The organism is Denitrobaculum tricleocarpae (assembly GCF_007004665.1).
In the GTDB taxonomy this organism is placed as follows: Bacteria; Pseudomonadota; Alphaproteobacteria; order Kiloniellales; family Kiloniellaceae; genus Denitrobaculum; species Denitrobaculum tricleocarpae.
The window spans coordinates 128,609-149,478 of sequence record NZ_ML660059.1 but is presented as its reverse complement, the minus strand read 5'-3'; the positions used below and the strand labels follow the sequence as shown (position 1 = coordinate 149,478).

At 61.2% G+C, this 20,870-nt stretch carries 14 protein-coding genes; 5 read left to right on the top strand and 9 right to left on the bottom strand.

Going from position 1 to position 20,870, the window contains the following annotated elements; all coding sequences use genetic code 11:
* Positions 1-119: 119 nt before the first annotated feature.
* Entirely contained in the window at positions 120-1,628 is a 1,509-nt protein-coding gene (locus FKG95_RS21420; RefSeq protein WP_142898463.1) for a NosD domain-containing protein, read from the bottom strand.
* A gap of 256 nt (positions 1,629-1,884) precedes the next feature.
* On the opposite strand from FKG95_RS21420, the gene FKG95_RS21415 reads away from it, so the two are divergent.
* From FKG95_RS21415 to FKG95_RS21395, 5 genes are all read left to right on the top strand, one after another.
* Positions 1,885-2,532 (top strand): phosphoribosylanthranilate isomerase, encoded by a 648-nt coding sequence (locus FKG95_RS21415; RefSeq protein WP_142898462.1) that lies wholly within the window; start codon positions 1,885-1,887, stop codon positions 2,530-2,532.
* A gap of 193 nt (positions 2,533-2,725) precedes the next feature.
* Positions 2,726-3,937 carry a tryptophan synthase subunit beta gene (gene trpB / locus FKG95_RS21410; protein ID WP_142898461.1) on the top strand — a complete coding sequence of 404 codons (1,212 nt, stop codon included), beginning with the start codon at positions 2,726-2,728 and terminating at the stop codon, positions 3,935-3,937.
* Positions 3,934-4,767, top strand: coding sequence for a tryptophan synthase subunit alpha (gene trpA / locus FKG95_RS21405; RefSeq protein WP_142898460.1), 834 nt, complete (start codon positions 3,934-3,936; stop codon positions 4,765-4,767). Before trpB ends, trpA begins: the two co-directional genes overlap by 4 nt.
* 108 nt (positions 4,768-4,875) lie before the next feature.
* Positions 4,876-5,859 (top strand): acetyl-CoA carboxylase, carboxyltransferase subunit beta, encoded by a 984-nt coding sequence (accD, locus tag FKG95_RS21400; protein ID WP_142898459.1) that lies wholly within the window; start codon positions 4,876-4,878, stop codon positions 5,857-5,859.
* Positions 5,843-7,165, top strand: a complete 1,323-nt coding sequence (locus tag FKG95_RS21395) for a bifunctional folylpolyglutamate synthase/dihydrofolate synthase (protein ID WP_142898458.1) — start codon at positions 5,843-5,845, stop codon at positions 7,163-7,165. Before accD ends, FKG95_RS21395 begins: the two co-directional genes overlap by 17 nt.
* 161 nt (positions 7,166-7,326) lie before the next feature.
* Here the strand turns inward: FKG95_RS21395 and trxA are convergent, their stop codons facing one another.
* From trxA to ahcY, 8 genes are all read right to left on the bottom strand, one after another.
* Entirely contained in the window at positions 7,327-7,647 is a 321-nt protein-coding gene (gene trxA / locus FKG95_RS21390) for a thioredoxin TrxA (RefSeq protein WP_142898457.1), read from the bottom strand.
* Between the two features lie 88 nt (positions 7,648-7,735).
* On the bottom strand, positions 7,736-11,275 hold the full coding sequence (gene addA / locus FKG95_RS21385) for a double-strand break repair helicase AddA (protein WP_142898456.1): 3,540 nt from the start codon (positions 11,273-11,275) through the stop codon (positions 7,736-7,738).
* A complete protein-coding gene (gene addB, locus FKG95_RS21380) occupies positions 11,275-14,298 on the bottom strand; it encodes a double-strand break repair protein AddB (protein ID WP_142898455.1) in 3,024 nt (1,007 codons plus the stop codon). The genes addA and addB overlap by 1 nt, the downstream gene beginning before the upstream one ends.
* 36 nt (positions 14,299-14,334) lie before the next feature.
* Positions 14,335-15,072 carry a nucleotidyltransferase family protein gene (locus FKG95_RS21375; protein WP_142898454.1) on the bottom strand — a complete coding sequence of 246 codons (738 nt, stop codon included), beginning with the start codon at positions 15,070-15,072 and terminating at the stop codon, positions 14,335-14,337.
* Positions 15,069-16,109, bottom strand: a complete 1,041-nt coding sequence (locus tag FKG95_RS21370; protein ID WP_142898453.1) for an aminoglycoside phosphotransferase family protein — start codon at positions 16,107-16,109, stop codon at positions 15,069-15,071. Before FKG95_RS21370 ends, FKG95_RS21375 begins: the two co-directional genes overlap by 4 nt.
* Entirely contained in the window at positions 16,106-16,654 is a 549-nt protein-coding gene (gene tsaE, locus FKG95_RS21365) for a tRNA (adenosine(37)-N6)-threonylcarbamoyltransferase complex ATPase subunit type 1 TsaE (RefSeq protein ID WP_142898452.1), read from the bottom strand. Before tsaE ends, FKG95_RS21370 begins: the two co-directional genes overlap by 4 nt.
* Before the next feature lie 84 nt (positions 16,655-16,738).
* Positions 16,739-19,201, bottom strand: coding sequence for a PAS domain-containing sensor histidine kinase (locus tag FKG95_RS21360; RefSeq protein ID WP_246116851.1), 2,463 nt, complete (start codon positions 19,199-19,201; stop codon positions 16,739-16,741).
* 328 nt (positions 19,202-19,529) lie between these two features.
* Positions 19,530-20,825: an adenosylhomocysteinase gene (gene ahcY, locus FKG95_RS21355; RefSeq protein WP_142898451.1), complete on the bottom strand. Its 1,296-nt coding sequence runs from the start codon at positions 20,823-20,825 to the stop codon at positions 19,530-19,532.
* Positions 20,826-20,870 lie beyond the last annotated feature (45 nt).

The window sequence follows — 20,870 nt, the reverse complement described above, 5'->3', positions numbered from 1 at the left end:
CATGGGCACTAACCGTAGGGTGTCGAGTGGACCTGTTGTCGATGTGATTCTCATCTACAGACTTCGCTCGTGGAGCTCTCTCGAATGGTTCCGGCGGCTGATTCCGGTGGCGTTGGAAACTACGGGCTGATTACTGGAATGCAACTCATGTTCGGACTGTACTGTACTGGCCCGATATCCGGGTGCTCTGAATTCAATGCCTGATCGCATAAATCCAGGCCTCCGTTGGCTAAGGGAACACCAAAACCCGATATGCCGTCCGCATTGACGAGCCGGAAATCACCGTTTTGTGGATCCGCGTAGAAGCTGAAGCTGATCTTTTGCAGAAACGCGGCTTCGACCGCACTCTGAAGATTGTTTTTTGCCAATTGGTTAGCATCATCACGGGCCAGAATTCTGCCGTCCAGTATATTATTTACGATAACAGCATCTGACTCGGGGAAGCGGATGTCGATGCCTCGCGTATTGATGAGGGCATTGTTGTGAATCAGCGTTTTCGCACTCTTGTTTACATAGATACCCACGTCATTCGGGCAGTTCATAATGATGTTGTTTCGGACGATCCCATTGCGGTGCTCTATGGGGCAGGCGCCGTCACGGCAGACCGAACGCGTTGTTCCGCCGCCGCCAAATGAAAATCCGATCCGGGTTCCGCCGTAATGACGCTGTTGGCACTGCACCAGGTTTTGTTCGAAAACATTATTCTCTCCGGCGCCCTTAAAGAATGCGCCATAGCTGATTCGATCGCCTTCCGCTTTCGCAAAATCAGAAATGATATTCTTCCGAACCACCCAATTGCTGGCGGCGACGATGTCGAGAACGGTAACCGGATTGGAGGTCTGCCTGGGGCGATCATTGAAAAATGCGTTACTCGCGACAAGCCCGTCGTCCGGAAATTGATTTCCCGTTCCGTTGACCTTGATGGCTGCGTTGAAGTTGGTGACCCAGTTATTGCGAACGATGGTTCCGACTGCGCCTCCAACGATATGAAAGGCGTGCTCGCAGCGTGCATCCGTTTCGCACACTCCGTCGATCATTAGGTTTTCGAAGATCCAGAAAGGTGCGGTGACGTGGAAGCCCTCCAGAAGCGAAAAGTTTAACTGAACGCTTCCCAATTCTGCGGCCCGAACGATGATCGGTTGGCCGGCGGTCCCCGGCACGCCGGCCACGATGGATTTTCCGGAAAAACTGTAAGTGCCAGGTTGCAGTTGAATGACGTTTCCGGGACGGGCTGTCTTTACGGCCGCTTTGAACTCTTCGGCCGTCGTTACAAAAACAGTCTCGGTGCCATTTCGTGAGAAGGCTCCCACCGGGGTTTGAGGGCCGAGTATGTCATTGTTCCAGTCTTCCGGTCGTGCGGGGGCAGAGGAGCGACTGAGGACACCAAATTGATCTCGAGGATCAGTTTCGACCATAAAGTATGCCAGAATGTCGAGAATTGGCTTGAGCGACGGGCGCGCTTCCCTCTGCCACTCCAGTTGCGGCTGCAGAAGCCTGCTCCATGTGGTAGGTGCGCTCTCCTGGAAATAGTACTGCGTGACCAGGGCGAAACCGCCAAATCCCAATACGCCGGTAAGCGTAAGAACGAGGCAAAGACTCATCAGCCGCCTGATCGCCCGACGTGGCATAGACACTCTCCCATTCAACTGTGAGCTACGGAAATCTCAGACGACCGGTGGAGTTTGAGTCCTTTGACCACGGCCATTCAATTTTTGCGGGAGTTTCCGCTTCGAATGATGACCGGCCGCAATACCGGAATCTACCCTAGCTTTCTGAGTTCCTGCTGCTAATGACCCGGACTTTAGCTTCAAAAAGTGATTTTGGCAGCCTTGAGCCGCTAAAAAACCATGTGCATGGGCTGCCTTCACCGATTAAAACCGCAGCATGAGCATCGAAGTCAAAATCTGCGGACTCTCCACGCCGGAGACAATGGATGCCGCGCTGGATGCCGGTGCCGACTACGTCGCGGTCAATTTCTTTCCGCCGAGTCCGAGGTCGGTGACCTCCGGGCTAGCGGGCGAATTGATGCGGCCGGTCGGCGATCGGGCCGTCAAGGTGGGCCTTTTTGTCGACGCAGAGGATGCTTTCATTGAGGAGGTGCTGCGCGCGGCGTCCCTTGATCTCTTGCAGCTCCATGGGAGTGAGTCCGTCGAGCGCGTCGAAGCGATCCGTACTGGCTTCGGCGTTCCGGTTATGAAAGTGATAAAGATCCGCGGCGCGGAGGATGTTGCCCGGGTCGAGGACTTTCTGGAGGTTTCGGACCGTATTCTCTTTGATGCGGCACCCCCCGCCGATCTGGAAAACCCGCTTCCCGGCGGCAATGCGGTCTCCTTTGACTGGACCTATCTTAGGGGAAAAAGCTGGTCAAAACCCTGGATGCTGGCCGGCGGCCTGACCGTGGAAAACCTGGCCCGTGCCGTGGAGCTTTCAGGAGCACCTGCGCTCGATGTCTCCTCGGGCGTCGAGGACCGGCCCGGCGTGAAGAACCCGGATAAGATTCGGGCTTTCGTGCGACAGGCCAAAAGCCTCTAGCTTGCCTTGCGGTAGCCGTGATTTTGCGGCAAAGTCCGCCGTCCTTTCGGTGTGACGCGCCCGCCCCGGCAGCTTTGGTTGTGTGGAGCAGGGACGCTGGGATCGCACCGGATTCACATGATTTACGCCTTGCGCTTTGAGTTTCGGGGAACGAATTCAGGTGCCGGGGCGCGCACGAGGCCGAAGTAACAAAATGACAACGCCCAACTCCTATACCACCGGACCCGACGAGCGCGGCCATTTCGGCAACTTCGGCGGCCGATTTGTCGCTGAAACGCTCATGCCGCTGATCCTGGAGGTCGAAGAGGCCTATGATGCGGCCAAGAACGATCCGAGCTATCAGGCCGATATCGACTACTATGCCAAGCATTACACCGGCCGCCCGAGCCCGCTCTATTTTGCGGAGCGTCTGACCCAGGAATTCGGCGGCGCGAAGGTTTATTTCAAGCGCGATGAGCTGAACCACACGGGCTCCCACAAGATCAACAACTGTCTGGGCCAGGTTCTGCTGGCCAAGCGCATGGGCAAGACCCGGATTATCGCCGAGACCGGTGCCGGCCAGCACGGCGTCGCGGCCGCGACCGTCTGCGCGCTCTTTAATCTGCCCTGTATTGTCTATATGGGGGCCACGGATATTGCCCGGCAGGCTCCCAACGTCTTTCGCATGAAGCTTCTGGGCGCTGAGGTCGTGCCGGTTACCAGCGGGACCGGAACCCTCAAGGACGCCATGAACGACGCCCTTCGTGACTGGGTCGCCAATGTGGAATCCACCTTCTACATTATCGGTACGGCGGCGGGTCCCCATCCCTATCCGGCCATGGTGCGCGACTTTCAGTCGGTCATCGGCCGCGAAGTGCGCGAGCAGATGATGGAGGCCGAGGGCCGCCTGCCTGATAGCTTAGTGGCTTGCATCGGTGGCGGTTCCAACGCCCTGGGCCTGTTCCATCCCTTTCTGAACGACCAGGATGTCCAGATCACCGGCGTCGAAGCGGCGGGGCATGGCATTCCAACCGGCGAGCATGCCGCTTCGCTCACGGGCGGGCGTCCCGGCGTCCTGCACGGCAACCGCACCTATCTGCTCCAGACCAACGACGGACAGATCAAGGATGCGCATTCGATCTCGGCGGGCCTGGATTATCCGGGGATCGGTCCCGAGCACTCCTGGCTCAATGACATCGGGCGCGTGAACTACGTCTCGGCGACCGACAAGGAAGCCCTGGAGTGTTTTCAGCTCTGTTCCCGCCTGGAAGGCATTATCCCCGCCCTTGAGCCCTCCCACGCACTCGCGCATGTGCGCAAGGTCGCGCCCGATCTGCCGCGGGATCATCTGCTGGTCATGAACATGTGCGGGCGTGGAGACAAGGATGTCTTTACGGTCGCTGAAGCGCTCGGAGTCGAGATATGAGCGAGAGCCGTTTAGAGCGCCGTTTCGCCGCATTGAAAGCCGAAGGCCGGGGAGGACTTGTCACCTTTACCACAGCCGGTGACCCGGACTATGACACGGCATGCAAAATCCTGCAGCGGCTCCCGGCGGCCGGTGCCGACGTGATCGAGCTGGGCATGCCCTTTTCGGACCCCATGGCCGACGGTCCTTCGATCCAGGCTGCCAGTCTGCGGGCGCTTGATGCCGGGATGACCCTGCAAAAGACCCTGGACATGGTCCGCGGTTTCCGCGCGGAAGACGATGTGACGCCGATCGTGCTTATGGGGTATTACAATCCGATCTACTCTTACGGCGTTGACGCCTTCCTAAAGGCTGCGCTGGACGCCGGTGTCGACGGATTGATCGTCGTGGATCTGCCGCCGGAGGAAGACGACGAGCTTTGCGAGCCGGCTGTGGCCGCGGGACTGCATTTTATCCGCCTCGCGACACCCACGACAGACGATGCGCGCTTGCCGAAGGTCCTGACCAACACCAGTGGCTTTATCTACTACGTCTCGATCATGGGCATCACAGGTACAAAGGCGGCCTCGGGTGACGCGGTGCGTGCTGCGGTCACCCGCCTGAAAGGCCACACCGATCTGCCGGTTGCGGTTGGCTTCGGTATCCGGACGCCGGACCAGGCTGCGGAGGTTGCCGCCGTTGCCGATGCGGCGGTTGTCGGGACCGCCCTTGTCGAGCAGGTTAAGGCCGGACTGGGGCCGGATGGGCTTGCGGGAGAAGGCCTGGTGGACGGTGTCATCGATTACGTTGCGTCGCTTGCGCAGGGTGTACGTGCCGCCCGTCAGGGATAGCGGATGTAAAAGCAGAGGAAGCTGTCAGCGGCCGTTCGTGAGAATTTGTTCGCCACGCTGAGCGAAATAGCCTAAGCAAAGTCACCTGAGTATAGAAAACGAAACGCTATGAACTGGATTGCCAACTTCGTCCGCCCAAAAATCCGGGCTCTGGTCAACAAGCCGGACGTACCCGATAATCTCTGGGAGAAGTGTCCAAGCTGTGAGCAGATGGTTTTTCATCGGGAGTTGGAGGCCAATCAGCGCGTCTGCCCGCATTGCAATCATCACCTTCGTATCACGGCGCGCCAGCGTCTCGATTGGCTTTTCGACGATAGCGCCTACAAGGCGATCGAACTGCCCGAAACCATCGTCGATCCGCTGAAGTTCCGGGACCGTAAGCGTTACACGGATCGTTTGAAGGAAGCACAGGCGAAGAACGAGGACAAGGAAGCCATCGTTGTCGCTCACGGCGAAATCGGCGGTTCCAGTGTTGTGGTTGCGGCCTTCAATTTCAGTTTCATGGGCGGTTCCATGGGCATGGCGGTCGGAGAGGGCCTTTTGGCAGCGGCCCGTCTGGCCGTGCTGCAGAATGCAGCGCTGATCGTGGTCCCCGCATCGGGTGGTGCCCGCATGCAGGAGGGAATCCTCTCGCTGATGCAGATGCCGCGGTCGGTGATCGCCGTGGATCTGGTCAAGGAGGCCGGGCTCCCTTACATCGTGCTGTTGAGCGATCCGACGACGGGCGGTGTTTCGGCGTCTTTTGCCATGCTGGGCGACATCGCGATTGCTGAGCCGGGCGCGACCATCGGCTTTGCCGGCAAGCGGGTGATCGAAGAAACCATCCGCGAGACGCTGCCCGAGGGTTTTCAGCGCGCCGAGTATCTGCTCGATCACGGTATGGTCGACATGGTCGTGCCGCGGCAGGAACTGAAGGTTACGCTGGGCCGGATCTTGAACCTGCTGAGCGTGAAGACGCCCTCTGCTGAAATCGTCACGCTGCCGGTGAGCGAGGACGCCGCTTCGGAACCCGAGGCCGATGTCCAGCCTAAGCCAAAACCAGAAAAAGCCGAGTCCGGCAAGGAAGAGTCCGCCGATGGCAAGACGGAGTGACGCGGTCCTAGAGCGCCTTACCCGTCTTCATCCCAAGATCATCGACCTCTCCCTCGGACGAGTGGAGACGCTGCTGGAGCGCTTGGATCATCCGGAGCGGAGTTTGCCTCCGACCATCCATGTCGCGGGAACGAACGGTAAGGGTTCGCTGATTTCCTACCTGCGCGCCATGTTGGCGCTGGGAGGTGACCCGGAAGCGGGCAGCAATCGGGTGCACGCCTATACGTCACCGCATCTGGTTCGTTTTCACGAACGGATTGAACTCGATGGTCAATTGATCGACGAGGATTTGCTGGTCGAGCTGCTTGAGGAATGCGAAACGGCCAATCTCGGCGAGTCCATTACCTATTTTGAAATCACGACAGTTGCCGCCTTTCTGGCGTTCGCGAGAACACCGGCCGATGTCCTGCTGCTTGAGACCGGTCTCGGCGGCCGCCTGGACGCAACGAACGTTCTGGAACGTCCGCGCTTGACGGCGATCACACCGATCTCGATCGATCACGTGCAGTTTCTGGGCAATGAAAAAGAGACAATTGCTGCCGAGAAGGCAGGGATTCTCAAGGCCGGTGTGCCCTGTGTGGTTGCGCCGCAGGAACCGTCTGTCATGGCTGTGTTTGAAGCCAAGGCGGCGGAACTCGGCGTGTCTCTCTATCGGGGCGGCATCGATTGGGACGTTGAAGCTCTGGAAGACGGTTTCCGTTTTTCGGGACGCAAGGGCTCTTTCCATTACCCGACGCCTGCACTCCCGGGGGCCCATCAGGTCGTCAATGCCGCTGTGGCGGTTGCTTGTGCTGAGCAGTTGGGCGAATTCCATCCGAAGACTGCCGAGGGGATCACAGGGGCTGTCTGGCCCGCGCGTATGCAGCGCCTGACCAAAGGGCCGCTCCTGGAGCTGTTAGGCGTTGAACCCGATGGCGGTGATGGTGCGGACCGCCGCTGGGAACTCTGGATCGATGGCGGGCACAACGCGGCGGCGGGGGAAGCGCTGGCGGAGGTCATTGCCGCGTGGGATGACCGTCCTGTGCATCTTATTTACGGCATGTTGAACACCAAAGTCGCCGAGGATTTCGTACGGCCGCTCGCCGAAAAGGCATCCAGCCTTCACGCGGTCGCCATCCCGGATGCCACAGCGTCGCTGACGGCTGACGAGGCAAAATCCCATGCGGTCGCACAGGGCTTTGCCGCGACCTCAAGCCCCTCTGTCGAAGCGGCGATTTCCGACATCAATGCGCGGTTCCCGGGCGGACGTATTCTGGTCTGCGGCTCGCTCTATCTGGCTGGACATATCCTGGCGGATAATTCCTAGAGCAGATCCGGTTTAGATGGAATCGCCTTCGGTGATCCGCCGCACCGGCGAATCTGCTCTACCTTATATGATGTAGAGCCATCCTGGATTCGGCCGAAAAAAACACCTCCGTTGCGAACAGCGGAGGTGTTTTCATTTTGGATAGCTCGGGTGCGAAGGGGTCAGATGACCTCTTCAACCCATTCGATGAGTTGGTTTTTCGCGACCATACCGATTTTCGTCGCGGACACCTGTCCGTCTTTAAACAGCATGAGTGTCGGGATACCGCGCACACCATATTTTTGCGGCGTCATCGGATTGTCGTCGATATTCATCTTCGCGACAGTCAAGCGGCCGTCCATTTCCTGAGCGATCTCTTCAAGCGCCGGCGCGATCATCTTGCACGGGCCGCACCATTCGGCCCAGAAATCCACGAGAACGGGTCCATCCGCCTTAATAACATCGACTTCGAAGGAAGAATCACTGACGGGACTGGTAACCATTGTAACCTCTATGACCTGTTGTTGGCGCCGGACTCACCGGTCCACTGCGCGAGCATGTTTCAAATGTAGGGAGCGGGGGGGCACGCCGTCAAGGCGCGTGATCCGCAAGCAGAGCATCGCTGAGATGCATGAGACGCGGGCCATCTGTCCAGAGCAACAGGCTTTCAATTTGCTTGTCCGGATAGATCTGCTTCAGGACCGCCTGGTAAGACGCCATTTGTTTCAAATAGATAACAGGTACCTCTTTGGGGTCTACAGGTGGCGGCCGATTGGTCTTGTAGTCAATGATCCAGACTTTTTCATCCGTCACGAGCAGACGGTCAACCTGTCCGGAGATAACCTCTGCGCTGCGCGGCTTGCCGGATTTTCGGCTTTCGGGAATCACACCGACCACGGGGACCTCTGCCTGACTGCCCGGGCCGAAAAGGGCGCTGAAACGTGGATCGTCGATGACTTCAAGAGTCTCTGAGAGGATTTCGGCCTGTTGCGCGTCGGTCAGGTCATGGAGCGCGCGTGCGAGAAACCGGTGGCCGGCCTCGGTCCGCTGATCGAAAGGCAGCTCGGGCAGGGTCTGCAGAAGACGGTGGATCAGGCGGCCTCTGCGGAATTGTTTGCCGCGGTCAAGGCCCAGGGGCGAGCGCACGGCGGGCTCGACTTCCGACGGGCGGGAGGGGGCAAGAGGCCGCGGTGGTGAGGGTTCTGCAGGTGGCTGTGCCTGCGCCCAGGCCGGCAGCTTTACCGGACTGCGCCGAACTTCTGCGGAGCTGCTCCTGCTCTCCGTTGCCGCGGCTTGCGGACTCTCCAGGCGCCAGCCTGTGCCCGACCACCCCTCGGCAATACTGCGCGAGAAATCGTACTCGACTTCCTCGGCCAGAGGCGCGATTCCCGACTGCACCAGGTTGTACCAGCAGTCGTCAGGAGGCGTGCGCCGCTTATCGTTCCACCCGCAGAGCAACAGCCTGTCTTCCGCCCGGGTCATCGCCACGTAGAGCAGGCGTTTGTACTCACGGGTATTGGCCTGCGCGATGGCGCGCCGGGCCGAGGACTCGGCGAGACCGGCAAAGTCCTGACCCAGCGACCAGATCGGCAGATCTCCCTCGTTCTTCAGCCAGATCAGTCCACGATGTGGCAGGGGACCCTGCAGCGTATCGGGCAGAAAGACGACGGGTGCCTGCAGGCCCTTCGAACCATGAACCGTCATGACACGGACTGCCCCGCCGCCATGCTCCATATCGCGTTTGATTTCCTGTTCGCCGCGTTCCAGCCAGTGGAGAAAACCCTCGAGCGTCGGTGTCTGCTCGCGCTCGTAGTTGAGCGCAAGGTTCAGAAATTCATCGATCGGATCGTTGGCGTCCGGACCCAGCCTGGCAACCAGGGCTTTACGCCCGCCAAGGGGCCCGAGAATCTCGGCAAAGAGTTCAAAAGGCCGAACGTTTTCGGCACGCGCGAGAAGCATCTCAAGTCTGTTGCGGGCGGCTTGGAACGCAGGCTCCTTTGCAGCGCGTTCCCTGAGTGCCGACCAGAGTGAGGCCTCCCGGCCATGGGCCAGCGCAAAGAGCTGTTCTTCGCTGAGATCGAGCAAGGGCCCCTTGAGGACCGTCGCCAAGGTCAAATCGTCCTCGGGCAAAAGCAGGACGCGGCCCAAGGCAATCAGATCCATGACCGCGAGCTGATCGGTCAGGACCATGCGGTCGACGCCGGCCACGGGGACTTGGAGCGTCTTAAGTTCACGCACCAGTTCCTCGACAAAGTCGTTTCGGCGGCGCACCAGGACCAGCAGGTCGCCGGGATCCATCCGGCGATTCTTGGAGGCCAGCCAGGACTCCGGATCCTCCGCGCCGGCCTTGGAAAGGGTCCAATGATGAATCTTATGGGCGACGAGGCGGGCCAAGCGGCTGCGTGGCGAATTGAGCCGCTGCCCGGCGACAGGCAGTTCCCAGGGTTCAGGCTGGGTTTCTTCCTGCGGATCGACGGGCGGCCAGATGTCGACGCGTCCGCCCTGCCCCACACGCGCCGGAAGATGCTCGATCAACTCCTCACCGAAGCGTACGCCGTCGAGGGCCTCCGGTTGCGCGAAAACCTCATCGACCGAGCTTAGAACGGCAGAGGTGGAGCGGAAAGAAACGCCCAGCCCCACCTCATCCCAACTTTGCCCGGCGTCAAGGACACGCTGTGCAAAATAACCGCGCATGGCCTCGAAGGCGGCGGGATCGGCACGCTGAAAACTGTAGATCGACTGTTTTGCGTCGCCCACGACAAAAAGCGTTCTATTGTCCTCGCGGGCGCTCTCGCCCTGAAAAAACTCATCGGCAAGGCTTCGGATGACCGCCCATTGATCCGGGTTCGTGTCCTGCGCTTCGTCGACCAGAATATGGTCCAGACCGCCGTCGAGTTTGAAGAGCACCCAGGGGGCGACTTCGGGACGTTGCAGCAGATCGCGGGTATGAAAGATCAGGTCGTCGTAGTCGAGGAGGGCCCGGTTGGATTTCAGGGCCTCGTAAAGCGTCAGCATCTCCGCACCCAGACGCAGCAGGGCCACCGATTTATGCGCCACCGCGAGCGCATCAAGCCGCTTTTGAACCTCGAGAATACGTTGGGCCTCGACTTCGAGAACAGGCAGGGCGCTGGGAACGGCCGCTGCTGCGCCCTTGGTCAGCAGGCGTTTCGCCACCTCCCGCTTCTTGGTCGTGAAGATCGAAGCATAGGCGTCGAAACCTGCGACCCGGTCTTTCAAGCCGCTCGCGAGCCAGGCCGCGAGGGTCTCCCCCTTGGCGATATCAGTCTTTGAACCGGCGGAGAAGGCATCGCAGGCGAGGCGCAAACCGATCAGGTCCAGGGCCTCATCCTGAAGGGCTTGGGCGAGCAGGTCATCCGCGGTTTCGTTCTCTTTCACACCCAGACAAGCGTATATCGCCGTGATCAGGCTTGCGAGTCCGCCGTGCCGTTGCAGGCTCTGTCTCAGCCGTCCACGCGCCATGATCAGTTCCGCGATCAGATCCCCGAATCCCTGTTCCTGCGCATGGGTTGCGATTTCCGTCAGCGCCCGGCCCAGCGGGTCCTGCGGAGTCTGTCCGGCCTTGGTCAGGATCACCTCGCGCGCCTGCAGCAAAAGCTCCTCGGCGGAGCGGTCATCGAGGACCTGGAAATGCGGCGCCACGCCTGCCTCCAGCGGAAAACGTCCGAGCAGCGACTGGCAGAAAGAATGGATGGTCAGAATCTTCATGCCACCCGGTGCATCGAGGACACGGGCAAAAAGCTGGCGCGCAGTTTCGATCAGCGCGTCGTCAGGCGTGTACCCGGTCAGGGACAGCAGTTCTCTGGCCAGGGCCGTCTCTTCCAGGGTTGCCCAGCGCGCGAGCCGCAGGGCCAGCCGGTTCGACATCTCGGCGGCGGCGGCTTTCGTGAAGGTCAGACAGAGAATGCGCGGCGGGGCGGTGCCTTCGAGCAAGAGACTGAGGACCCGGTCGGTCAGCACCTTGGTTTTGCCTGTACCGGCGGAGGCCGCCACCCAAACGGAAGATGCGGGAGAGGCCGCCCGGCGCTGGGCAAGGGAGGCGCTCTGCTTGATCCTGTCGCTCTGCTGCGAAATCCCGACGTTGAAGAGGTCTCTGCTGTCCGCGGGGGCCATCAGTCCGAGCCTCCTTCGCCGGCTGTCCACTCTTTAATACGCGCAAGATGGGCGTAGTCGTTAAAGCGCAGGCGCCGGTCGTGACGCGGCTGCGCGGGATAAGGCGTTTCGGGATTGTCGAAGCGGGTGATCAGGCTTGTCAGTCCCGTGATCGCGGCTTCCGCAGAGTCTGCGGCGGATTGTTTGAGCGGTTTCATCTCGCCCGCGGTGGTGCCCCCGGTAAGACGCCAGTAGCTCAGATGGGTGACCTCGCCGCGCAGATCACCAAAGGCGCCTGCGTTGAACATCGCCGCTTCAAGCGGCAGTTGGGGCGCATATCCCATCTCGACTTCCGGATCCGTCGGGATACGGCCGGTTTTGTAGTCGAGAATGGCGAAGCCGCCATCCCGCAGAGCATCGATACGGTCGGCTTTCGCCGTAAGTTCGAAGGCGCCGCCCGGCGCGCTCAGGACCAGTCTGCCGGTTTCCTCCGGGTATGATCTTCGGGTCTGTTCCCGCCAGGCCTCCTCGGCCCCGGCGAACCATTCGGCGATCCTCAAAAAGCGGGGCCACCAGAACGCACGCAGGCCGGGCCGCACGGCGGCACGCTCGAAAACCTCCGCACCGATCTCCAGCAGCTTTCCTTCGGGGTCCGCGGGCCAGCGATCCGGATAGGCCTGCAGAAAGAGTTCCAGAATTTCGTGTATGATCGTGCCCTTTTCCGCGCCACCGGGATCGGCATCGATGGGATCCAGCGGACGGAGCCGCAGGATCTCACGGGCATAGAGCGCATAGGGATCGCGCCGCCAGGTTTCGATCCGGGTAACCGAGAGCCGGCGCGGCCGTGCGGCGAGGGGCGGCCGGGGCGCAGGTGGTTTGCCACGGGAGGTCCGGTCCGGCTTATCAAGCATCTCCGCCCAGGCCAGCCAGTCCGGTGCCTCGCTGGTGAGTGCTTCCGAAATGCCGAGGCCCTGGAGCAGAGCATCCAGCCGCAAAAGCCACCGCGAGGGTACGGTCGGTGTGCCGTCAACGCGTGTGGCGCGGGTGATATAGACCCTCGGCGCCGAGGCCGCCTGCGCGAAATCGTGGGCGGAGAGGCCGATCCGGCGCTCCGGCGAGGGCAGGTTGAAGTCCGCGCGCATGGGCCGGCTGAGCCAGGGGCCCGAGTCCACTTCCATGGGCCAAGTGCCTTCGTTGAGGCCACCCAGGATCATCACGTCCGGGTGCAGCAGCCGCGCTTCCAGGGGTCCGAGGATCGAAAGCCTGGGATGACTGCTGAAGGACTGGCGCACGACCCGGCCTTCCAGCAGACTGCTCAACAGCGCGGGATAGCGCCAGCGCGAGACGTAAGGCAGGCTGTTGGCGGCGTCGCGCAGTTCATCGACGAAGTTGGCCAGCGCCGCCCCCGCCTCGCCGAGCCAGATGCGTTCTGCGCCGCTTTCCGAATCGCTCGCCGCCAGGGCTTCCATGAAGGCAATGTGCGCGTCGATGATATTCTCGAGGTTCTCGGCCGCCTCGAGGGTCTGGTCGAAATCAGCGGCGGTTTGGGCGAGCCATTCGACAAAGCGCCGACAGTCCGCCTTTTGCTCATCCTGCTTCGGATTACCGCTGACTTCGTCAAGGCTGGCGAGGAGGCCGGAGAAACCAGGGGCGGGACGTACGCCGCGCCAGACCAGCTTTTCCATCTGGCGTAGCCTGTCCAGATAACGCTCCCGGGACAGGCCGCCGGACGCCATGGGGTGCTTCAAAGCCGCGAGGGTTGCGAGGGGTTCCAGTTTGCCTGCGATCATTTCTGCGGTAAGCCGCAGGAAGCTTCCGGCGAGTGACGTGGCAAGGGGTTGTCCTGCGGAATCGTCAACGGTCAGGCCCCAGCGTCCGAGTTCGGTCGCAACCCGTCGCGCCAGGGCGCGATCCGGTGTCACCAGAGCCGCGCGCCGTCCGTCTTCCTCGAGGCTCTCCCGCATCAAGAGGGCGATGACCATCGCTTCCTCGGATGCGCCCGGGCAGTCGATCCTTTGCAAGGGCTCCAGCGCGGCTGCGATGTCCTCGCTTGGCATGCTTTCGATGGCATCCAGCCACTCCGGCGTCACGTCGGCGGGCAGCAATGCCGTGGCGAGCAGACCTGCGCGCTCTTGCGCGGCGGCGCTCTCTTCCCTCGTGCTCCAGGCTCCGACATCATTTCGATCGGTCTCCAGGCGCGCAAGCAGATGATGCAGGCCATACTGCGGATGGCTCGGGTCGGTTCCGATCGCCTGCCAGGCCCTTTCGCCGGCTTTCAAGTCTGCACCCGGCAGGACAACGTAGCCCTGCGGCAGGCTTGAGATGACTTTTATAAGGGCCGCTGTGGCAGGGATCGAACCGGTGGAACCGGCCACCACAATGGGGAAATCCGGCGGGATCTCCTGCCAGGCGGCGGCCTGCGCTTCAAGCAGGAGACGCCGCCGCTCGGCGATCCCGACGCAACCGGCTTCGGCTTGGATCGCAGGCCATTGCGCCGAGAGGATTTCGAGGAAATCGAGCGTGATCTGCCAATGGCTGGCATATTCCTGCGGGACCAGGTTTTTCAGATCGCGCAGATCCAGACCCTCGGTCTCGACCTGATCCAAAAGGCTCGCAAGCTCTGCGGCGAGACGTACGGCCTGATCCTCGCTCGGCGCGTCGATCCCGTCGTCGGCGGCCGCCACTTCGCCCCATTTCATGATCAGCCGGGCCAGCAGAAGTTGCCGCCGCAGGGGTGGGATGGCCGGTGGAATCTCGGTCTCGGCACTGGCATCCACCGTCACATCGCCGCTGGTCAGTTCCAGCTCGTCCGCATCCAGATCACCCAGGGGCATGAGCCGCGGCAACAGGAGCGCACGGGCCTGGGAGATCCGCAGAAAGGCCTCCTGCAGTACCCGGCAGGCGCGCCGGTTGGGCAGCAGGATCCTGACCTTGGCAAGCGTAAGCGGATCGTGACCCCAGCGCTGGATCACGCCCTCTGCCAGAGCGTCGGCAAAGGCGACGCCCGCGGGGATGTTCAGAACCTTCGGGTCTGCTGTGCTCATCCGGCTCGTGGGATCATCGCGACGCCACCTTGTTGCTCAGGTCTGTACCGACGAGAACGAGAGTTCCTTCAGGGCCCATTCGGTCTCGCGCAGCTGTTCCGGAGTTCCGATGTGGAACCATTCGCCGTCGTGGCGAATACCGAAGAGACGCTCATTCTCGATAGCGCGATCATACAGCAGGTTCAGCGAAAAGGGACCGTCGGGCGCATCGTCAAAAAAGCGGGGATGCAGGATCTGGATCCCGGCGTAGATAAAGGGAGCCACGCCGCGCTCCTTGCGGCGTGATATCCGTCCCGCCGCATCCATATGGAAGTCGCCCACACCGTCGTATCCGAAGGCGTACACCGTGGGATGCAGCAGCAGGAGCCCATCCATCTCGCCTTCGTTCCACTGCTCAGCCAAACGCTCCAGGGCCGACGCGTAACCGTCCAGCCAGCAGACATCGCCATTGGTCACGAAAAAGGGATCTTCGCCCAGCAGAGGCAACGCCTTTTTGACACCGCCGCCCGTTTCCAGCAGTTCCTCCTCGCGGGAGTAGAGGATTTTCGGCGAAGGCCGCCCTTCCAGGTGCGCGACGATCTGCTCGCCCAGGTAGTGCAGGTTGATCACCACCTCCTGGATGCCGGCGGCTTCGACGCGGTCCAGAATGGTATCCAGCATAGCCTGGCCCGACACTTCGACCAGCGGTTTCGGCAGGTTCTCGGTGAGCATCTTCATACGCGTCCCCAGGCCTGCCGCCAGCACCATGGCCCGTTTTGGGATCTCGGTCGTCATTCATGTCCTCCATTGCCCGCCGCGTCATGGCTTGCAGGCACGATTCTCCGTTCCGCCGGGATGGTTTCATCGAACCAGGCGCGCAGATCCTGCAACGCCGGATGTCCGAGGGCCTCTTCGATGAGGCGCCATGTCCGGGGAATGTATTTCAGATAGGTTGGTTTTCCGTCACGGATCAGCAGGCGGGTGAAGTTTCCCAGGATCTTCACATTCCGCTGCGCTGACATGACGGCGAGAGACTCCTTGAAGGCGGCGTCCGGAAGTTCGGGAAAGGCTGCGAGGTAGCGCGCCACCGCGTCCTGGGCGACGGTGGGCGACACATCGCGCCTGACATCGCAAACCAGTGACATGAGGTCGTAGGTCAGCGGTCCGATCACCGCGTCCTGAAAGTCGAGCAGACCGCAGGCGGAGAGGCCCTCGCGCCCGGGAAGCACCATCAGATTGTCGACATGATAGTCACGCAGCACGAGGCTGTCGGGCACCGCGCGGGCCCTAGGCAGAGCCGCCCGCCAAAGTGCCATAAACTCCGCCTCCAGCGCGGCTGCCTTCTTGGCGCCAAGGACTTCTGGAAGATACCATTCGGCAAAGCGTCCGACTTCCTCCAGCAGGATCTGGTCGGAGTAGGGCGGAACCACAAGAGCGGGACCGCCGGTGGTCTGCGGTTTCCAGCGTTGATGAAGCGCGATCAGGTTATCCACGGCCAGGCGGTAAAGCCGGCCCTCGTCCTGACCGTCGGCCAGTTCGTTCGTGAAGGTCCGGTCGCCGAAGTCTTCCAGCAGAAGAAAACCGCGTTCCAGGTCGACGGCCAGAAATGCCGGTGTGCTGAAGCCGAGTTCGTCAAGCAGTCTGCCGATGTCGTAAAAGGGCGCGACCTTTTCCCTCGGCGGCGGCGCATCCATCAGCATAGCCGCATCGCCGTCGCGGTTCAGACGTATGTAACGACGGCTGGAAGCGTCGCCCTGCAAGGGCTGCCGCCGCGCGCTCTGCCAGCCTGCCCGCGCAAGGAAATCCTCGATCTGGCTGTCGCGTTGGTTCATCCGGCCAGATCTCCCTGAAGCGCCGCGAGGCTCTCCCTGCGCTTGGTCCAGGATCCGAAAGCGGTCAGGGCTGCGGTTCGCGCATCCGGGCCTGATCCAAACCCAAGATGAACTTCGAGCCGGTCGGCGGGCAGCAGGCCACCCAGGCGCTCGGGCCATTCAATCAGTGAGATGCCATCGGCGAAGGCTTCCTCAATGCCAAGTTCGTAGACTTCTTCCGCCTGCTCCAGGCGGTAAAGATCAAAGTGCCAGATGGTCGCAGGCACGCGCTCATAAAGTTGAACCAGGGTAAAGGTCGGGCTGGGAACTTCTTCCTCCTCGCGTTCTACGGTACCTTCGCTTTCCACGGCATCTGCGTTTTCACGGGGAAGGGCATTGATGAAAGCCCTGGCAAAAGAGGTCTTGCCGGCGCCGAGGTCTCCAAACAGCGCGATCACGTCGCCGGGCGCTACAAGCCTGCTCAAGGCCCGGGCCAGAGACGCGGTCGCCGCCTCGCCGGCGAGCGGCAGTGTTATGGCGCTTGTGGTGGTGTCGAGAGGTCTCATGATAGGAGAGGTTTTAACCGGCGGACCCTTAGGCGGCAACAAAGGAGTGGCCGCTCTCGAAGCCACTCTTGAGCCTCGCAAGACTTAGCTGGGTTCGGGCAGGTTGCTGGGCTTCGGTAAGGGGGACTCCGCGGGCTCCGTGGCTGTGCTGGGATCGATCGGAATGTGGCAGGTGACGGAGGTTCCCGTGCCTTCCAAGGATTCCAGCTCGACCCAGCCACCGTGCATTTCGATCAGGCTTTTCACCAGCGACAGACCCAGTCCCGCGCCCGATTGCCGTGCTTGTCCACTGCCGGTTTCGAATTTTCCGAAGACGCGCGCCTGATCGTCGGCTGGAATCCCCGGACCCGTATCCGTCACTTTTAAACGGATCATGTTGTCTTTCCGCTCGGCACCGAGGGTCACGGAACCGCCCTGCGGGGTGAATTTGATGGCATTGGACAGCAGGTTGAAGAGCGCCTGTTTGAGGCGGCGCTCGTCGACGAAGGCGGTTCCCGTGTCCGCCGCGCACTCGAGCTTCAGGCGGATATCCCGGTTCAGGGCGCGTTCGTGGCCCAGGGTCTCGATGGTCTCCAGCAGGCCGCAGACCGAGGTTTCGTTGCGATCCAGATGCAGGTAACCCGCTTCGATCGAGGCCAGATCCAGAATATCGTTGATCAGCGTCATGAGGCGCTGCGAGGATTCCACGATTGCGTGGCTGTATTCCAGCTGCCGCTCGTTCAGGCTGCCGAAGAATTGGTTCTCGAGAATTTCGGCAAAGCCGACGATGGCGTTGAGCGGCGTGCGCAGTTCGTAGGAAATATTGGCGATAAACTCGGACTTCAGGCGATCCGCGGTCTCCAGGGCCTCGTTCCGTTCGAGCAGGGCACGCTCCACGTGGATCGAATCCGTGACATCCAGGAAGGTATAGAGCGAGGCCCCGTCCGGAAGCGGCACCTGCGCCCAATCCACGATCGATCCGTCGGCCCGCTCGAACCGTCCGCTCATGGATTCAGCCTCGGTGGCCTGCGCGACCATGGTCTCGAGCACTTTCGGCCACTCTTCGGCTGAGATGTCGAAGAAATCGTGCATGCGGTCGATCACCTGCCGGGCGTGGGGTTCGCCGGACAAGAGTTCAGGCGGGAGGTTCCAGATCCTGGCAAAGGCCGGATTGGACAGCTTCAGCCGGCCATCGGCGCCGTACACCGCCACACCTTCGTAGAGGTTGTTGAGAGTCTCGCGCTGTACTTCGATCAGGGTGTTGTAGGAACGTTCCAGGGTCAGCCGGTCCGTCACGTCCTCGAAAGTCATGAGTACGCCGCCGAAGGGGTGCGGCGTCGCCACCATCCGCAGAGTATTGCCGTCCGGCAGATGCTGCAGTTCCTCCATGGGTTCGATCATAGTCCGGAATTCGCGCAGACGCTGCTGCTTGAATTCCGGATAGTTGGCGTACTCCGGCATCCGGCGCTCGTCCCGCGCGGCATCCAGGATGTCGCTCATATCGGGGCCGCTGTTCAGGAAGGCTTCGTCGATCCGCCACAGCGATGCGTAGGCCGAGTTGAAAAACTTCAGCCGCATATCCGGACCAAGAATCGCGATGGCCGTGCCCAGATTCTCCAAAACCGTCGCCTGCGCCTCGATATGCCGGGTCAGCTCGACCTGCAGGTCTTCGCGCGTGGTGTCGTCAAAGGCATATCCGATCAGGCGTCCGTCTCTTAAGGGGCGTTCATTGACCTGATAGAGGCGGCGCGCACCGCCGACGACGATATGATGGCTCTCGGTTTCCTGTTTGCCGCTTTCCTTGGCGCGTTGCGCGATCGCCTGGCCGATACGCCCCTGCGACTGTCCCAGAAGCTCCAGGCTCTCCGCGATGGCGTTTTCGGCCTTCGTGTCGAGAGCGGCGGCATAAGCCGCATTGCAGTAGGTCAGGTTCAGGTCGCTGTCGCGCCGCCAGATCGGAATCTGCAGCGCGTCCAGGATGGTGCTGAGATCCTCGGTTTCGCGCATGGCGCTGTTCAGAACACTTTGCTGCGCCGAGACGTCGCGGAACCAGATCGTGTCGGCGACCGCCTGTCCGTCATCGGCCTTTGTGCGAATGCCCAGCGCTTCGTAGATCCGATTGCCGTCGCGGTGCCGCAGGCTGAGAATGAAACTCTCGCCGGCGGTTCTCAGCGCCTGCTCCGCCGCAATGAGTTGTTGGGCATCCTGGTCGGTGAAGATTCCGCTGACATCTTCCAGGCTCGTTGCCTGTTCGGTCCCGGCGCCCAATACGGCGGTCAGATTGCCGCTTCGGTTCAGGCGGGCGGTCTCATGATGATAGGCCAGGCAGGCAAAAGGCGCGGAGGAGAGCACGCTGCCGAGCACCCTGGCCTGTTTCGTTCCCTTTTCTGCGGCCGCTTCAGCCTCGAGCCAGCGCTTGCGATAGACGAATGCCACCAGCGCTGCGCCCGCGATCCCGATCGCCGCGAATAAGAGTCCCGGTAGATATACCGGCAGTCCCGCCAAGTTGTCTTCCCCCCAACCAACCGGATCGAGCCCGCCGCTCTCACGGACCCGATCAGAGGACACGCTGGAGAGCGACGGCTCTCCAAATACATGTTTTGGAGGCTGGTCCACGTTCCCGTTGAAAACTTGGAAACAATCAGCCTCCAGAGTGCGACTGCACTCCCAGCTTATGATCATGATCCGGCAGCATCAGACCACTTACCTTGCCGGTAAACGACCATCAGTCGGATTCATGCTATGAGTCTAAGGGTTTACACGCGCCGCGACAAGCCGTCAGGGGTTTGTCGCCACTGCAAAAGAAACGGGGAGACCCGAGAAGGCCTCCCCGTGTATGTCTTTGGTTGAATTCACCTGCGCCGAGTGGCGCACTCCAACCTGACTCTGATCTGTTTTAGTAGCGGTAGGTTTCCGGCTTGAAGGGGCCTTCGGACCCTACACCAATGTATTCGGACTGTTTGTCGGACAGCTTGGTCAATGTGGCGCCGACCTTTGCCAGATGCAGCTCGGCGACTTTCTCGTCCAGCTTCTTGGGCAGAACGTAGACTTCGTTGTCGTAGTTTGCATGGTTCTGCCAAAGCTCGATCTGTGCCAGCACCTGGTTGGAGAAGCTGGCGCTCATCACGAAGCTGGGATGGCCTGTGGCGCAGCCCAGGTTCACCAAGCGGCCTTCGGCCAGGACGATGATCTTCTTGCCGTCGGGGAATTCGATCTGGTCGACCTGCGGCTTGATGTTATCCCACTTGTAGTTCCGCAGGGCTTCGATCTGGATCTCGGAGTCAAAGTGGCCGATGTTGCAGACGATCGCCCGGTCCTTCATGGCGGCCATGTGGTCGGTGGTGATGACGTCGACATTGCCGGTGGCGGTTACGAAGAGATCGCCGTATTTGCAGGCGTCGTCCATGGTGACGACCTCGTAGCCCTCCATGGCGGCCTGCAGAGCGCAGATCGGGTCGACTTCGGTGACCGCAACCCGGCAACCGGCGTTGCGCAGGGAAGCGGCGGATCCCTTACCCACGTCGCCGAAACCGGCGACCACGGCAACCTTGCCGGCCATCATCACGTCGGTGGCGCGGCGGATACCGTCCACGAGGCTCTCACGGCAGCCATAGACATTGTCGAACTTCGACTTGGTCACCGAGTCGTTCACGTTGATGGCTGGGACCTTGAGCGTGCCTTTTTTCGCCATCTCGTACAGGCGCAGCACACCGGTCGTGGTCTCTTCCGAGAGGCCGCGGACGTCATCCAGCAATTCGGGATACTTTTCGTGCATGATCGCGGTGGCATCGCCGCCGTCGTCCAGGATCATGTTGGGCTTCCAGCCATCGGGCCCGGTCAGGGTCTGCTCGATGCACCACCAGAATTCCTCTTCCGTCTCGCCCTTCCAGGCAAAGACCGGGATTTCGGCGGCCGCGATGGCGGCTGCGGCCTGATCCTGGGTCGAGAAGATGTTGCAGGAGGACCAGCGCACGGATGCGCCAAGGGCGGTCAAGGTCTCGATCAGCACGGCCGTCTGAATGGTCATGTGCAGGCAGCCGACGATCCGCGCGTCCTTGAGCGGCTGGCTGTCGCCGTACTCCTCGCGCAGGGCCATCAGGCCGGGCATCTCGGTTTCAGCGATTTCGATCTCTTTGCGGCCCCAATCGGCCTGCGATATGTCGGCGACTTTATAGTCTGAGAACTCGACCATTGATTCTTTCTCCGGAAAGCTGCGCCGGTTCTGAGGGCGCCAAAA